Raw genomic sequence first — 15,246 nt, 5'->3', positions numbered from 1 at the left:
AAGGACCCCCCTGCCCCCTCGAAGGACCCCCTCACCCCCCGCCACTCGCAGGCTCGCGGCGGGGCCCTGCAGGAGGGCCGGATTAGGCTGCTCGTGTGACGGACGCGGCGGGGATCGACGCCGTGCACGTCTGGTCGGTGCCGATGCGCACCCGGTTCCGCGGCATCGACGTCCGGGACGGCGTGCTGGTGCGCGGCCCGGCCGGGTGGGGCGAGTTCTCGCCGTTCTGGGACTACGACGTCGCGGAGAGCCGCCGCTGGTGGGCCGCGGCCGTGGAGGCGGCGTGCGAGGACTGGCCCGCGCCGGTGCGGGACGCCGTCCCGGTCAACGCCACCGTGCCGGCGGTCGACGCCGACCGGGCGCACGCGATCGTGTCGGCGTCCGGGTGCCGCACCGCCAAGGTGAAGGTGGCCGAGCCCGGGCAGACGCCGGCCGACGACCTCGCCCGCGTCGAGGCGGTCCGCGACGCGCTGGGCCCCGCCGGCGCGATCCGGGTCGACGCCAACGCCGCGTGGGACGTCGACACCGCGGCGGCCCGCATCCGGGAGCTGGACCGGGTCGGGCTCGAGTACGTCGAGCAGCCCTGCGCCACGCTCGCCGAGCTCGCCGCGCTGCGCCGCCGGATCGACGTGCGGGTGGCCGCCGACGAGGTGGTCCGCCGGTCGGCCGACCCGCTGCGGATGGACCTGCGCGAGGCCTGCGACGTCGTCGTCCTCAAGGTGCAGCCGCTGGGCGGCGTGCGGGCGGCGCTGCGCGTGGCCGAGGCGCACGGCCTGCCGTGCGTGGTCTCCTCGGCGCTGGAGTCCTCGGTGGGCATCGCCGCCGGGGTCGCCCTGGCCGCGGCGTTGCCGGAGCTGCCCTTCGCCTGCGGGCTGGCCACGGTCGCGCTGTTCACCGGCGACGTCACCGGCGACCCGCTGCTGCCGGTGGACGGCGCCCTCCCGGTGCGGGGCGTGGTGCCCGACCGCCTGGCCGAGGTCGCCGCCGACGCCGGCACGGAGCAGCGGTGGCGGGCGCGGCTGGCCGCGGTGGCCGCGTGAACCCGTCCACCGCGTTCGCCCGGGTGCTGGTCGACGAGCTGGTGCGGGGCGGCGTCACCGACGCGGTGCTCGCGCCCGGCTCCCGGTCCGCGCCGGTGGCGCTGGCGCTGTTCGAGGCGGAGCGGGCCGGCCGGCTGGCCCTGCACGTACGTATCGACGAGCGGACGGCGGCCTTCCTCGCCCTCGGCCTGGCGAAGGCCTCCGGCCGCCCGGTGCCGGTGCTCACCACCTCCGGGACGGCGACCGCGCACCTGCACGCCGCCGTCCTCGAGGCCGACGCCGCCGGCGTGCCGCTGCTGGCCCTCACCGCCGACCGCCCGCCGGAGCTGCGCGACACCGGCGCCAACCAGACCATCGCCCAGCCGGGGCTCTACGGCCGGGCGGTGCGCGCCGCGGTCGACGTGGGCGTGCCCGAGACCGGCCGGGAGGCCGCGCAGAACCGCTACTGGCGCTCGCTGGTCGCCAAGGCCCTGCTCACCGCCCGCGGCGCGCTGTCGGCCGACCCCGGCCCGGTGCACCTCAACCTGCCGTTCCGCGAGCCGCTGCTGCCCGACGACCCGGCAGCGGCCGAGCCCGACGGGCCGTGGGCCGGCCGCCCGGGCGGCGCCCCGTGGACGGACGGCGCCGTCCCGCGGGTCCCGCCGCCGGCCGACGGGGGCCCGGCGCGCACCCTCGTGGTCGTCGGCGACGCGCCCCCGGCCCTGGGCCGGTCCGCGGCCGAGCTGGCCGCGGACCGCAACTGGCCGGTCGTGGCCGAGCCCTCCAGCGGGGCGTGGGCGGGGTCGGTCCGCGGAGGCGCGCTGCTGCTGGGCGCGCCCGCCTGGCTGGCCGCGCACCGCCCCGAGCGGGTGCTGGTGGTGGGCCGGCCGACCCTGTCCCGGCCGGTGTCGGCGCTGCTCGCCGACCCCGCCGTGCGAGTGGAGACCGTCGCGGCCGCGCCGCGCTGGGCCGACGCGGGCCGGTCGACCGCGGCCGTGGGCGCGCTGCCCTTCGGGAGCCCGGCAGCCGACCCCGCCTGGCGGGACGCCTGGTGCGCGGCGGCCCACCGGGTGGGGACGGCGGTCGACGGGCTGCTCGACGCCGTCCCGGGACTGCCGGCCGGACGGCTGGCCCGCGACCTGGTGGCCGGCCTGGCCGACGGCGCCCTGCTGGTCCTCGGCTCGTCGACCCCGGTGCGCGACGTCGACCGGCTCGCCGTGCCGCGCGGCGGGCTCACCGTGCTGGCCAACCGCGGGGTCGCCGGCATCGACGGCACCGTCTCGACCGCCGTCGGCGCCGCGCTCGCCCACCAGCGGGCCCGCGGCGGCCCCGCGGTGGCGCTGCTGGGCGACCTCACGTTCCTGCACGACCTGCAGGGCCTGCTCCCGGGCGACGGCGAGGCGCTGCCCGACCTCACCCTCGTCGTCCCCGACAACGACGGCGGCGGCATCTTCGCCCAGCTCGAGCCCGGGCAGTCGCGCTACGAGGCCGGGTACCGGCGGGTGTTCGGCACCCCGCACGGCCGCGACCTGGTCGCCGTGGCCGAGGCGCTCGGGTGGCCGGCGACCGCGGTGGACGGTCCGGCGCAGCTGGCCGGGGTCCTGGCGACCGGCGGGCCGCGGGTGGTGGTCGTGCGGACCGACCAGCGGGCCGAGGCGCAGCTGGCGGCGGCGCTGAGGACCGCCGCGGCGGAGGCCCTCACAGCACCGTGACCGGGGAACGAACCGGTTCCCGGACGGGTGGGGGTGGAGGCTCAGGGCTACCGTGCTCGGGTGGCCGAGCGCGACGAGCCCCGCCGAGCGGGACGATCGGGCCAGAGCACCGACGAGCAGCGCCCCGCCCGGGCGTCCGGTGACGGGCCGGGTGCCGAGGGCGCGTCCGGCGAGCTCGGCGAGGTGATGGGCCAGGTCGCCCGGGCGCTGCAGCAGGAGCACGGCGACGTCGAGGCCACCCTGCAGACCATCACCGCCACGGCGGTCGACGCCATCCCGGGTGCCACCGACTGCACGATCACGTACGTCATCGGCCGGGAACAGGTCGAGCCGCGGGCGTCCACCGGCGACCTCTCGCGCCGCATCGACGAGATGCAGGACCGGGTCGGGCAGGGGCCCTGCCTGGACGCGGTCTGGGAGCAGAGGACCGTCCGGATCGACGACATGCGTGTCGAGCGACGGTGGCCCCGCTACGCCGCGGAGGCGGTTGAGTTGGGGGTCTTCAGCGGGCTGAGCTTCCAGCTGTTCGTGCAGGGCGACAACCTGGGCGCGCTGAACGTCTACGCGCGGGAGCCGCACGCGTTCGGCGAGGACTCCGAGGACGTCGGCCTGGTCCTCGCCGCACACGCCGCCGTCGCGCTGGCCGGCGCCCAGCACGAGGAGCAGCTCCACAGGGCGATCACCAGCCGGGACCTCATCGGGCAGGCCAAGGGCATCCTCATGGAGCGCCACAGGATCGACGCCGACCGGGCCTTCCAGGTGCTGGCCCGGGTCTCCCAGCAGACCAATCGCAAGCTCGTCGACATCGCCGACGAGCTCACCAGGACAGGAGCCGTGCCCGGCGTCGGTTGAGCCGGTGATCGTCGGGGCACGGGCAGCCCACGGTGCCCGGAGCAGCCGGCAGCTCCGGAGCACCCAGGCCCGGCAGTCCAGAACCAGGGCTGCCGGGCCGCCCCGTGTCGGATGGCAGGAGGACCGGCGGCGGAGCAGGCTGGGACCCCCAGCACACCGGTAGAGGAGCCTGCGATGGTCACTCCCGAACCCGAGGCCGGCCGCGAGTTCTGGCGGGACATCAAGCCCCTGGAGAACGTCTTCCGCAAGGACGCCGCCCCCGAGGTCTTCCTGCCCGACACCCTGGACGACGACGAGCGGTACTTCGTCCCGCTGTCGGAGACGGTGGGGTCGCGGCCGCTGTGGATCTCCCTGACGCAGAACCGCTGGGCCGACGTCCTCATGGCCAAGCAGGCCGGCCTGGTGAACCGGCACTACCACCCGCACCAGGTCTTCGGGTACACGCTGTCGGGCAAGTGGAGCTACCTCGAGCACGACTGGGTCGCCACGCGCGGCACGTTCGTCTACGAGACGCCGGGGGAGGCGCACACCCTGGTCGCGCACGAGTCGGACGAGCCGATGCGGGTGCACTTCAACGTCACCGGCCCGCTGATCTGGCTGGACGAGAACGGCGAGCCCGAGGGCACCTTCGACGCCTACGACTACCTGGAGCTCGCCCGCGACCACTACGAGAAGGTCGGGCTGGGCGCGGCCGCCGTGGAGAAGCTGCTGCGCTAGCTCTCGAGCGCGGCCTGGAACGCCGCGAACTTCGCCTGGGTCTCGGCCAGCTCGGCGGCCGGGTCGGAGCCGGCGACGATGCCGCACCCGGCGAACAGCCGCGCGGTGGCGGGGTCGTCGTCGCACAGTTGCGCGCAGCGCAGGGCCAGGCCGAACTCGCCGTCCCCGCGGGCGTCGAGCCAGCCCACCGGCCCGGCGTAGCGGCCGCGGTCCATGCCCTCCAGCTCGCCGATCACCCCCGCGGCCGCCGCCGTGGGGGTGCCGCACACGGCGGCGGTCGGGTGCACCGCGCCGACGAGCTCCAGCAGGCCGGCGGCGCCGCGCGCGCCCGTGCGCCGCTGGACGCCGGCGACGTCGGTGGCCAGGTGGCGCACGTTGGCCAGCGTGAGCAGCTCGGGCTCCTCGGGCGCGGTGAGGGTCGAGCAGTACGGCTCCAGGGCGCGCACCAGCGACTCCACGGCCAGCGCGTGCTCGGCGCGGTCCTTGGCCGAGCCGAGCAGGGCGGCGGCCAGCCGCTCGTCCTCGGCGCCCGCCCCGCGCGGCGCCGTCCCGGCCAGCACGCGGGAGGAGAGCTCCCGGCCGGTCCGGCGCAGCAGCAGCTCGGGGGTGGCGCCCAGCAGCCCGTCGACGGCGAAGGTCCAGCAGTCGGGGAAGCGGGCGGCCAGCCCGGCCAGCAGGGCCCGCGGGTCCAGCGGCGCGTCGGCGGTGACCAGCAGGTCGCGGGCGAGCACCACCTTGGCCAGCTCCCCGGCGGTGATCCGCTCCACCGCGGCGGCCACGGTCGCGCACCACGAGGCGGAGTCCATCGCGCCGTCGGCGTAGCGCAGCCGCCCTAACGGGGCCGGTGCCGCAGCGGGAGCCGGCGCGTCGAGGGCGACGTCGCCGGTGGTGGTCACCCACGCCACGCCGTCCCGCCGTCCCACGACGACCTCCGGGACGACGAAGACCGACGTCCCGGCCGCCGGGTCGAAGGCGATGCTGGCGAAGACGACCGGCCCCGACCCGGGCACGCCGAGCGGGTCGTCGACGTCGAGGCCCGCGCTGTGCTCCACCCACCACTCGGCGGCCTCGGCCAGCGCGGACGGCCCGGAGACCTCCAGCCGCGCGGCCTCGCCCCAGCCGACCAGACCCTCGCCGCGGCGCACCCAGGACAGGGCGCCGGCGCCCGGCAGGAGGTCCAGCAGCGCGGGCGGGTCGGGGAGCGGGGTGGTGGTGACGACAGGGGTGACCGCCTCGGTGCTGGTCACGGCTGCCGCGGTCACGGACCCAGCGTAGGCAGCCCGGTAGCGTCGCCGCCGTGGGAGACCGGCGAGAGAGCGCACACACCGCGGGGATGCGGGCCGGTCTGGACAAGCAACCGGCCGACGTCGCGGCCATGTTCGACCGGGTCGCGCGGCGCTACGACCTGACCAACACGGTGCTCTCCGGAGGCCGGGACGCGGCCTGGCGCCGCGCGACGCGCGAGGCCCTGGGTGCCCGCCGGGGGCAGACGGTGCTCGACGTCGCCGCGGGGACGGCGGTCTCCACGGTGGAGCTGGCCGGCGGGGGCGTGCGCGCCATCGCCTGCGACTTCTCCCAGGGCATGCTCCGCGCCGGCGCGGCGCGCGCGGTGCCCAAGGTGGCCGGCGACGCCATGGCACTGCCGCTGGCCGACGAGAGCGTGGACGGCGTCGTCATCTCCTTCGGCCTGCGCAACGTCGCCGACCCCGACGCGGCGCTGCGGGAGTTCGCCCGGGTGACCCGGCCGGGCGGGACCCTCGTGGTCTGCGAGTTCTCCAGCCCCACCTGGCGGCCGTTCCGCACGCTCTACACCGAGTACCTCATGCGCGCCCTGCCGCGGATCGCCCGCGCGGTCAGCAGCAACCCGGACGCCTACGTCTACCTGGCCGAGTCGATCCGGGCCTGGCCCGACCAGCCTGCGCTGGCCGCCCGGCTGCAGGCGGCCGGCTGGGCCGACGTCTCCTGGCGCGACCTCACCGGCGGTGTGGTGGCCCTGCACCGGGGCCGGAAGCCGCAGACCTGAGCGGGTGTGCGAACTCCGGCCCCGTCCAGCGGCTCGCCGCGAGCTCAGGTGGCCCCGTCCGGAGGCTCGCCCCGAGCGTGCGAGGGGGGAGGGGGACGGGTCCTCCTCGAGGAGGACGGGGTCCTTGATGCAACCGTGACGTGCGGTTCGCGGGAGCCCACTTGTCACCAACGTCACACCCCGGCATAAGGTAGGGACGACGGACTTTGTGAAGCATTTCACAAAGTCACACGGACTCGACGCGAGGGGGCCGAGGTGGACGACGGCGACCGGCGGGCCGACGTGCTCGTCGTCGGTGCCGGCCCCGCGGGGTCCTCGGCCGCGTGGCACCTCGCGCGGGCGGGTCTGGACGTCGTCGTGCTGGAGAAGGCCCGGTTCCCGCGGGAGAAGGTCTGCGGCGACGGGCTCACGCCGCGCGGGGTGAAGGCGCTGGCCGACATGGGCGTCGACACCACCGGCTGGGTGCGGCACAAGGGGCTGCGGGTCACCGGTGGCGGCCGGGTCGTGGAGGTGGACTGGCCGCGGCTGGCCTCGTGGCCGTCGTACAGCCTGGTCCGCAACCGCCGCGACCTCGACGCCGGGCTGGCCGCGCACGCGCAGGCCGCAGGCGCCCGGCTGGTGCAGGACGTGACGGTCACCGGCCCGCTGCTCGACGACGCCGGGCGGGTGGCGGGGGTGCACACCGAGGAGGGGCCCGACCGCACGCCCGCCCGGTGGACGGCGGCGCTGGTCGTCTCCGCCGAGGGGCTGTCCGGCAGGCTGGGCAAGGCCCTGGGCCTGGTCCGCCGCGAGGACCGGCCGCTCGGGGTCGCCGTCCGCCGGTACGTCCGCTCCCCGCGCACCCACGACGACTACCTCGACATCTCCTTCGACCTGTCCTCCTCCGGCCCCAGTGCGGACTCCATGCCCGGCTACGGCTGGGCGTTCGGCATGGGCGACGGCACCAGCAACGTCGGGTTCGGCCTGCTCGACCGGCGCCGGGGCACCGGCGCGGAGCCGCGTGCGGTGCTGCGCGAGTGGCTGGCGACCCTGCCGCCGGAGTGGCAGTTCGGCGACGAGCACGCGGTCACCCCGCTGCGCGGCGCCGGCCTGCCCATGGCGCTGCACCGCCGCCCGGCCTACACGCGGGGGCTGCTGCTGGCCGGGGACGCCGCCGGCACGGTCAACCCGTTCAACGGTGAGGGCATCAGCTACGCGCTGGAGACCGGGCGGATGGCCGCGGAGGCGGCGATCGAGGCCCTCGCCCGCCCCGAGGGGCTCGCACGGGAGGCGGCGCTGCGGTCCTACCCGGCCCGGCTGCGCGAGGACTACGGCCGCCACCACCGGCTGGGCACGGCCTTCCTCGCGCTGCTCGACCGGCCCGCGCTGGTCCGCTTCGCCACCGCGCACGGCCTCAAGCGGCCCGCGATGGTCGACGCCGCGCTCCGGCTCATGGGCAACCTCTCCGACGGCCGGGACGGCGACCGGTTCGACCGTGTCGTCTCCGTGCTCACCCGACTGGCTCCGGCGGTCTGACCGTGCGCGCCGGACCACCCCAGGACCCCCTCGCCGGAGGGCGCTGCTGATGCTGTCGACCTACGTCCCGATCGTCGGGCTGTTCGCACTGGGTGCGGCGTTCGCGCTGTTCTCCGTGACGGTCGCGCCCTACGTGGGCCCGCGCCGCTACAACCGGGCCAAGCTCGACGCCTACGAGTGCGGCATCGAGCCGGTGGACCAGCCGCTGACCGGCGGCCGCTTCCCGGTGAAGTACTACCTGGTCGCGATGCTCTTCATCGTCTTCGACATCGAGATCGTCTTCCTCTACCCGTGGGCGGTCGCCAACGACGCGCTCGGCGTCTTCGGGCTGGTCGAGATGGTCGTGTTCATCGCCACCGTGTTCATCGCGTACGCCTACGTGTGGCGTCGCGGCGGGCTGGACTGGGACTGACGGGAGCCGATCCATGGGACTCGAGGAGAAGCTGCCGAGCGGCGTGCTGCTGACGACGGTGGAGAAGCTGGTCAACTGGACCCGCAAGTCCTCGCTGTGGCCGGCCACCTTCGGCCTGGCCTGCTGCGCGATCGAGATGATGGCCACCGGCGCCGGCCGCTACGACCTGGCCCGCTTCGGCATGGAGGTCTTCCGGGCCTCGCCGCGCCAGGCCGACCTGATGATCGTGGCCGGCCGGGTGAGCCAGAAGATGGCGCCGGTCCTGCGGCAGATCTACGACCAGATGCCCGAGCCCCGCTGGGTGCTGGCGATGGGCGTCTGCGCCAGCTCCGGCGGGATGTTCAACAACTACGCGATCGTGCAGGGCGTCGACCACATCGTCCCGGTGGACATGTACCTGCCCGGCTGCCCGCCGCGGCCGGAGATGCTCACCGACGCGATCCTCAAGCTGCACCACAAGATCATGAACGAGCCGCTCGGGGCGAAGCGGGCCCGTGAGCTGGAGCAGGCGCGGGCCGAGGGGCGGGCGAAGGACCTGCACGTCGAGATGCCCTCCACGGTGCGGGTGGACAAGGCGGCGCGGGCGGCCTACGAGCGGGCCGCGGCCGAGCGGCGCACCGGCCAGTTCGCCATCGAGCAGCGCGGCGGCAACGCCGTGCTGCTGCCCGAGCCGTACGTCAGGAGCGACTCGTGACCGGCCCGGGCGACCGCAGCGGCACGGACGCCGGCCAGGGCGCGGTGGCTCCCGCGGGTGGGTTCCGCAAGGGCGCGTTCGGCGTCTCCGGGAGCGGGGACACCTCCGGGTTCGGCGGCCTGGTCCGCGTCGAGCCCGGTGGGGCGGTCGCGCTCCACTCGACGGACCGCCCCTACGGGGGCTGGTTCGACGAGGTCACCGACGCGCTCATCGAGGCCGTCGGCCAGGAGACCTACGACGCGGCGGTGCAGCGGGTGCTCGTCGACCGCGGGGAGATCACCTACTTCGTCGCCCGCGAGCACCTGCTGACGCTGGTGCAGGCGCTGCGGGACGACGAGGCCCTCCGCTTCGAGCTGTGCAGCAGCGTCTCCGGGGTCGACTACCTCGACAGCGGCGGCCCGGCGGTCGCCCCGGGACGGCCACGGCTGCACGTCGTCTACCACCTGACCTCGATGACCTACCGCCGGCGCATCCGGCTGGAGGTCGCGGTGACCGCCGAGGACCCGCACGTCCCGTCGGTCGTGCCGGTCTACCCGACGGCGGACTGGCACGAGCGGGAGACCTGGGACATGTTCGGCGTCGTATTCGACGGCCACCCGGCGCTGACCCGGATCCTCATGCCCGACGACTGGGACGGCCACCCGCAGCGCAAGGACTACCCGCTCGGCGGGGTCCCGGTCGAGTACCACGACGCGACCATCCCGCCGCCCGACACGCGCCGGAGCTACCGATGACGACGACCGATCCGTACGCCGGCTCGTACGAGACCACCGAGGGGCGCGTCTACACCGTCACCGGCGGGGACTGGGACCAGACGCTCGGCACCGAGGCCTACGGCGAGGAGCGGCTCGTCGTCAACATGGGGCCGCAGCACCCCTCCACCCACGGCGTCCTGCGCCTGGTGCTCGACCTCGAGGGCGAGACGGTCACCAAGGCGCGGGTGGTCATCGGCTACCTGCACACCGGCATCGAGAAGAACACCGAGTACCGCACCTGGACCCAGGGCACGACCTTCGTGACGCGGATGGACTACCTGTCCCCGCTGTTCAACGAGACCGGCTACTCCATGGCCGTCGAGAAGCTGCTCGGCATCGAGGTGCCGCAGCGGGCGCAGACCATCCGAGTGCTGGTGATGGAGCTCAACCGCATCGCCTCGCACCTGGTCGCGCTGGCCACCTTCGGCATGGAGATGGGCGCGCTCACCGGGATGACCAACGGCTTCCGGGAGCGGGAGCTGGTCCTCGACCTGCTCGAGGAGATCACCGGGCTGCGGATGAACCACGCCTACGTCCGCCCCGGAGGCCTGGCGCAGGACCTCCCCGAGGGCGCGGTCGAGCACATCCGGGAGTTCCTCGACGTCATGCCGGCCCGGGTGGCCGACTTCCACAAGCTGCTGACCGGCCAGCCGATCTGGCAGCGCCGGCTCAAGGACGCCGGGTACCTCGACGTCACCGGCTGCGTCGCGCTCGGCGTCACCGGCCCGGTGCTGCGGGCCACCGGCCTGCCGTGGGACCTGCGCAAGGTGGAGCCCTACCTGGGCTACGAGACCTACGACTTCGAGGTGCCGACCGCCGACACCTGTGACGCGTGGGGGCGCTACCTGGTCCGCATGGCCGAGGTGAACGAGTCGCTGAAGATCATCGAGCAGGCGCTGGACCGGCTGGAGCCGGGCCCGGTGATGGTGCAGGACAAGAAGATCGCCTGGCCCGCGCAGCTCTCCCTCGGCCCCGACGGCATGGGCAACTCCCTCGAGCACGTCCAGCACATCATGGGCCAGTCGATGGAGGCCCTGATCCACCACTTCAAGCTGGTCACCGAGGGCTTCCGGGTGCCGGCCGGGCAGGTGTACGTGCCGATCGAGTCACCCCGCGGCGAGCTCGGCTACCACGTGGTCAGCGACGGCGGGACCCGGCCGTGGCGGGTCCACGTGCGCGACCCCAGCTTCGTCAACCTGCAGGCGACGGCGGCGATGAGCGAGGGCGGCATGATCGCCGACGTCATCGCGGCGATCGCCTCCCTGGACCCGGTGATGGGGGGAGTGGATCGATGAGCGCTCTTCCTGGGAGTGCGGAGGGGACGGCGGTCACGGGGCTGGACTCCAGCCCGGTCGAGCCTGCCCCGGCCGACCTGCCGCCGCTGACCGAGCAGACGCGGCTCGAGGCGCGGGAGATCATCGCCCGCTACCCGCAGCCGCGCTCGGCCCTGCTGCCGATGCTGCACCTGGTGCAGAGCTACCAGGGCTACGTCTCGCCCGAGGGCGTGGCGCTGTGCGCCGAGGAGCTCGGGCTCACCAAGGCCGAGGTGGGCGCGGTCGCGACGTTCTACACGATGTACAAGCGCCGTCCCACCGGCCGGCACCTGGTCAGCGTGTGCACGAACACGCTGTGCGCCGTCCTCGGCGGGCAGCGGATCTTCGACGCGCTCGCCGCCGACCTCGACGTCCACCACGACGAGACCGCCCCCGACGGCTCGGTCACCCTCGAGCACGCCGAGTGCCTGGCCGCCTGCGACTACGCCCCCGTGGTCACCGTCGACTACGAGTTCTACGACCAGCAGGACGTCGAGAGCGCCCGCGCGCTCGTCGCGGCCCTGCGGCGCGGTGAGAAGCCGCACCCCACCCGGGGCGCGCCGCTCACCGACTTCCGCGGGATCTCCCGGCAGCTGGCCGGCTTCGACCAGTTCGGCAGCGAGCGGGCCCGGCGGGCCGCGATCGACGCCGAGGGGGCCATCGGCCCGACGCTGGCCGGCCTGCGGCTGGCCGCCGAGCGGGGGGAGGCGGCGCCGCCGATGCCGGGGCCGGAGCAGCCGCCGGCCGACACCGGCGAGCCGCGGGAGACCGTGCGGCCCTCCGGGCAGACCGGCGAGACCCCGGAGAGGGAGGCCGCCGACGCCCGTGTCGCCGCCGCCGACACCCCGGCCGAGCGGGCCGGTGCCGCGCAGGCCCACCCCGACGAGGGCGCCGAGTACGGGCAGCCGCGGGGCCGGCAGCGGGCCGGCACGGAGACCCCGCCCGCCACCGAACCCGCCACCGGCACCACCCCCACAGACAGCAAGGAGGCCTGACCCGTGCCTCTCGCACCCGTCCTCACCTCGCGCTGGGCCGAGCCGCAGTCCTGGCGGCTGTCGACCTACGAGCGGCTCGACGGCTACACCGCGCTGCGCACCGCCCTCGACATGGGCCCCGACGAGCTGGTCGCCCTGGTCAAGGACTCGGGCCTGCGCGGTCGCGGCGGCGCGGGCTTCCCGACCGGCATGAAGTGGAGCTTCATCCCGCAGCCCAAGCCCGGCGAGACGCCGACCGGGCCCGCGGCGATGCCCAAGTACCTCGTGGTCAACGCCGACGAGGGGGAGCCGGGCACCTGCAAGGACCTCCCGCTGATGATGGCCGACCCGCACTCGCTCATCGAGGGCGTGGTCATCGCGGCCTACGCCATCCGCTCGCACCTGGCGGTCATCTACGTCCGCGGCGAGGCCGTGCACGCCCACCGCCGGCTGGTCAACGCCGTGCAGGAGGCCTACGAGGCCGGCTACCTCGGCACCGACATCCTGGGCTCGGGCTACGACCTGGAGCTCGTCGTCCACGCGGGCGCCGGCGCCTACATCTGCGGCGAGGAGACCGCGCTGCTCGACTCGCTCGAGGGCTACCGGGGCCAGCCGCGCCTCAAGCCGCCGTTCCCCGCCGTCGCCGGCCTCTACGGCGCCCCGACGATGATCAACAACGTGGAGACGCTGGCCAGCGTGCCGTTCGTCGTCCGCGGCGGCTCGGACTGGTTCAAGGAGTTCGGCCCGGAGAAGTCGCCCGGCCCGAAGATCTACTCGCTGTCGGGCCGCGTCGTCCGGCCCGGCCAGTACGAGGCCCCCATGGGGACGACGATGCGCGAGCTGCTGGAGATGGCCGGCGGCATCCGCCCGGGGCACGAGCTGAAGTTCTGGACGCCGGGCGGCTCGTCGACGCCCTACTTCACCCCCGAGCACCTCGACGTCCCGCTCGACTTCGACTCCGTGGCCGCCGCGGGCTCGATGCTGGGCACCACCGCGCTGATGGTCTTCGACGAGACCGACTCGATCGTCGAGGCCACCCTGCGGTTCACCGAGTTCTACGCGCACGAGAGCTGCGGCAAGTGCACCCCCTGCCGGGAGGGCACGTACTGGCTGGTCCAGATCCTGCAGCGGCTGGTCGACGGGCGGGGGACGGCGGCCGACCTGGACCTGCTGACCGACACCTGCGACAACATCCTGGGCCGCTCCTTCTGCGCCCTCGGTGACGGCGCGACCAGCTGCATCGCCAGCTCCCTGAAGTACTTCCGCGACGACTACGTCGCGCTGCTGCCGCCGGAGGAACAGGCCCGTCTGGGCCGCAGCCTCCGGCTCGAGCCCGTCGGAGTGGCCTCGTGACCGAGCTCGCGAGGTCACGCACGGGCGCAGTACGACACGGCGCTGGTCCGACGAGCGCCAGCGAGGAGGACCAGTGACGACGCCCCAGCCCGCACCGGCCGCGGTGCCGGCCGTCCCCGGCCCGCACACGCCGCCGGACGCCGTCCACTGCACCATCGACGGCTTCGACGTGGCCGTGCCCAAGGGGACGCTGATCATCCGGGCCGCGGAGATGATCGGCGTCCAGATCCCCCGGTTCTGCGACCACCCGCTGCTCGAGCCGGTCGGCGCCTGCCGGCAGTGCCTGGTCGAGGTCGAGGGGCAGCGCAAGCCGGTGGCCTCCTGCACCATGCCGGTCACCGAGGGCATGGTGGTGAAGACCCAGCTCACCAGCCCGGTCGCCGACAAGGCGCAGCAGGGCACGATGGAGCTGCTGCTGATCAACCACCCGCTGGACTGCCCGGTCTGCGACAAGGGCGGCGAGTGCCCGCTGCAGAACCAGGCGATGAGCAACGGCCGCGCGGAGAGCCGGTTCGTCGACGTCAAGCGGACCTATCCCAAGCCGCTGCCGATCAGCACCGAGGTCCTGCTCGACCGCGAGCGCTGCGTGCTCTGCGCCCGGTGCACCCGGTTCTCCCAGCAGGTGGCCGGCGACCCGTTCATCGAGCTGTTCGAGCGCGGCGCGCTGGAGCAGGTGGCGATCTACGAGGACGAGCCGTTCTCCTCCTACTTCTCCGGCAACACCACCCAGATCTGCCCGGTCGGCGCCCTGACCAGCGCCCAGTACCGGTTCCGCTCCCGCCCGTTCGACCTGCGCAGCGAGCCCACCGTCTGCGAGCACTGCGCGTCGGGCTGCGCGCAGCGCACCGACTACCGCCGGGGCAAGGTGCTGCGCCGGCTGGCGGGGGAGGACCCGCAGGTCAACGAGGAGTGGAACTGCGACAAGGGGCGCTGGGCCTTCCGGTACGCCACCGCCAACGACCGGCTGACCACACCGCTCGTCCGGCGCGACGGCGTGCTGACGCCGGCCTCCTGGCCCGAGGCGTGGGCCGCGGCCGCGGAGGGGCTGCGCGTCGCACGGGACGCCGGCGGCGTCGGCGTCCTGCCCGGCGGCCGGCTCACCGTCGAGGACGCCTACGCCTACGCCAAGTTCGCCCGGGTCGCGCTGGGCACCAACGACGTCGACGCCCGCGCCCGCGCGCACTCGGCGGAGGAGCTGGCCTTCCTCGCCGCCCACGTCGCCGGCACCGGCCCGGCCAACGGGGCGGTCACCTACGCCGACCTGGCCGCGGCCCCGGCCGTGGTCCTGGCCGGGCTCGAGCCGGAGGAGGAGTCGCCGATCCTCTTCCTCCGGCTGCGCCGGGCCGTGCGCACCCGCGGGCTGGCCGTCTTCGACCTCGCCCCGTTCGTGACCCGCGCCGCGGAGAAGCTGCAGGCCACGGTGCTCGCGGCCCTGCCCGGCACCGAGGCCCGGTCCCTGGCGGCGCTCGCCGAGGGCACGTGGGGCGGCCCGGCGGTCGAGGCGGTCCGGCGGCCCGGCGCGATCGTGCTCGCCGGCGAGCGGCTGGCCGAGGTCCCCGGCGCCTTCTCCGCCCTGGCCGCCCTCGCCCGGGCCACCGGTGCCCGCGTCGCCTGGGTGCCCCGCCGCGCGGGCGAGCGCGGCGCGGTCGAGGCCGGGGCGCTGCCGACGCTGCTGCCCGGCGGCCGCCCGGTCACCGACGCCGGCGCCCGCGCGCAGGTCGCCGCCGCCTGGGGCGTGCCCGAGCTGCCGGCCACGCCGGGCCGCGACACGACCGGCATCCTCACCGCGGTCACCCACGGGCGGCTCAAGGGGCTGCTCGTCGGGGGGGGGGGGGGCGCCGCCCGGCCCGCCCCGCCGCAGGCCCCCGCGGGCCTGGGCGACCCCGACAACTAGGTCTGACACCAGA

The 15,246-nt window shown here is 75.2% G+C and carries 14 protein-coding genes; 13 read left to right on the top strand and 1 reads right to left on the bottom strand.

Translation table 11 applies throughout. From position 1 onward, the window contains the following. Positions 1-95: 95 nt before the first annotated feature. The 4 genes from ACI79D_RS00070 to ACI79D_RS00055 all read left to right on the top strand — a co-directional run bounded on the left by ACI79D_RS00070 (position 96) and on the right by ACI79D_RS00055 (position 4,300). Positions 96-1,040 carry an o-succinylbenzoate synthase gene (locus ACI79D_RS00070; RefSeq protein WP_456916244.1) on the top strand — a complete coding sequence of 315 codons (945 nt, stop codon included), beginning with the start codon at positions 96-98 and terminating at the stop codon, positions 1,038-1,040. Then, a complete protein-coding gene (gene menD, locus ACI79D_RS00065) occupies positions 1,037-2,731 on the top strand; it encodes a 2-succinyl-5-enolpyruvyl-6-hydroxy-3-cyclohexene-1-carboxylic-acid synthase (protein WP_456916243.1) in 1,695 nt (564 codons plus the stop codon). Before ACI79D_RS00070 ends, menD begins: the two co-directional genes overlap by 4 nt. Before the next feature lie 60 nt (positions 2,732-2,791). Continuing rightward, positions 2,792-3,583, top strand: a complete 792-nt coding sequence (locus tag ACI79D_RS00060) for a GAF and ANTAR domain-containing protein (protein WP_456916242.1) — start codon at positions 2,792-2,794, stop codon at positions 3,581-3,583. Positions 3,584-3,757: 174 nt separating this feature from the next. Further along, positions 3,758-4,300, top strand: coding sequence for a 2,4'-dihydroxyacetophenone dioxygenase family protein (locus tag ACI79D_RS00055; RefSeq protein ID WP_456916241.1), 543 nt, complete (start codon positions 3,758-3,760; stop codon positions 4,298-4,300). Here ACI79D_RS00055 and ACI79D_RS00050 read toward each other — a convergent pair. Further along, positions 4,297-5,562, bottom strand: a complete 1,266-nt coding sequence (locus tag ACI79D_RS00050; protein ID WP_456916240.1) for an isochorismate synthase — start codon at positions 5,560-5,562, stop codon at positions 4,297-4,299. The genes ACI79D_RS00055 and ACI79D_RS00050 overlap by 4 nt on opposite strands. A 35-nt stretch (positions 5,563-5,597) precedes the next feature. On the opposite strand from ACI79D_RS00050, the gene ACI79D_RS00045 reads away from it, so the two are divergent. The 9 genes from ACI79D_RS00045 to ACI79D_RS00005 all read left to right on the top strand — a co-directional run bounded on the left by ACI79D_RS00045 (position 5,598) and on the right by ACI79D_RS00005 (position 15,233). Next, a complete protein-coding gene (locus ACI79D_RS00045) occupies positions 5,598-6,323 on the top strand; it encodes a demethylmenaquinone methyltransferase (protein ID WP_456916239.1) in 726 nt (241 codons plus the stop codon). A 255-nt stretch (positions 6,324-6,578) separates the two neighbouring features. Further along, a complete protein-coding gene (locus ACI79D_RS00040) occupies positions 6,579-7,838 on the top strand; it encodes a geranylgeranyl reductase family protein (protein ID WP_456916238.1) in 1,260 nt (419 codons plus the stop codon). 49 nt (positions 7,839-7,887) lie between these two features. Further along, complete coding sequence (locus tag ACI79D_RS00035) at positions 7,888-8,250, top strand: NADH-quinone oxidoreductase subunit A (RefSeq protein ID WP_456916237.1); 363 nt, start codon at positions 7,888-7,890, stop codon at positions 8,248-8,250. A 13-nt stretch (positions 8,251-8,263) separates the two neighbouring features. Further along, positions 8,264-8,944 (top strand): NuoB/complex I 20 kDa subunit family protein, encoded by a 681-nt coding sequence (locus ACI79D_RS00030; RefSeq protein ID WP_456916236.1) that lies wholly within the window; start codon positions 8,264-8,266, stop codon positions 8,942-8,944. Further along, a complete protein-coding gene (locus tag ACI79D_RS00025; RefSeq protein WP_456916235.1) occupies positions 8,941-9,678 on the top strand; it encodes an NADH-quinone oxidoreductase subunit C in 738 nt (245 codons plus the stop codon). The genes ACI79D_RS00030 and ACI79D_RS00025 overlap by 4 nt, the downstream gene beginning before the upstream one ends. Continuing rightward, on the top strand, positions 9,675-10,994 hold the full coding sequence (locus ACI79D_RS00020; protein WP_456916234.1) for an NADH-quinone oxidoreductase subunit D: 1,320 nt from the start codon (positions 9,675-9,677) through the stop codon (positions 10,992-10,994). Before ACI79D_RS00025 ends, ACI79D_RS00020 begins: the two co-directional genes overlap by 4 nt. Then, complete coding sequence (nuoE, locus tag ACI79D_RS00015; protein ID WP_456916233.1) at positions 10,991-12,007, top strand: NADH-quinone oxidoreductase subunit NuoE; 1,017 nt, start codon at positions 10,991-10,993, stop codon at positions 12,005-12,007. The genes ACI79D_RS00020 and nuoE overlap by 4 nt, the downstream gene beginning before the upstream one ends. A gap of 3 nt (positions 12,008-12,010) precedes the next feature. Continuing rightward, a complete protein-coding gene (gene nuoF, locus ACI79D_RS00010) occupies positions 12,011-13,339 on the top strand; it encodes an NADH-quinone oxidoreductase subunit NuoF (RefSeq protein WP_456916232.1) in 1,329 nt (442 codons plus the stop codon). A 73-nt stretch (positions 13,340-13,412) separates the two neighbouring features. Then, positions 13,413-15,233 carry an NADH-quinone oxidoreductase subunit G gene (locus tag ACI79D_RS00005; RefSeq protein WP_456916231.1) on the top strand — a complete coding sequence of 607 codons (1,821 nt, stop codon included), beginning with the start codon at positions 13,413-13,415 and terminating at the stop codon, positions 15,231-15,233. Positions 15,234-15,246: the final 13 nt, after the last annotated feature.

It is taken from the genome of Geodermatophilus sp. SYSU D00708 (genome assembly GCF_054050115.1).
Note: the sequence above shows the minus strand (reverse complement) of the source record. Positions and strands in the feature narration are given on the sequence as shown.

Coding starts and splice junctions, on each gene's coding strand:
- ACI79D_RS00055 (WP_456916241.1), top strand. CDS start 3,758: ATGGTCACTCCCGAACCCGAGGCCGGCCGCGAGTTCTGGCGGGACATC.
- ACI79D_RS00030 (WP_456916236.1), top strand. CDS start 8,264: ATGGGACTCGAGGAGAAGCTGCCGAGCGGCGTGCTGCTGACGACGGTG.
- nuoE (WP_456916233.1), top strand. CDS start 10,991: ATGAGCGCTCTTCCTGGGAGTGCGGAGGGGACGGCGGTCACGGGGCTG.
- ACI79D_RS00035 (WP_456916237.1), top strand. CDS start 7,888: ATGCTGTCGACCTACGTCCCGATCGTCGGGCTGTTCGCACTGGGTGCG.
- ACI79D_RS00020 (WP_456916234.1), top strand. CDS start 9,675: ATGACGACGACCGATCCGTACGCCGGCTCGTACGAGACCACCGAGGGG.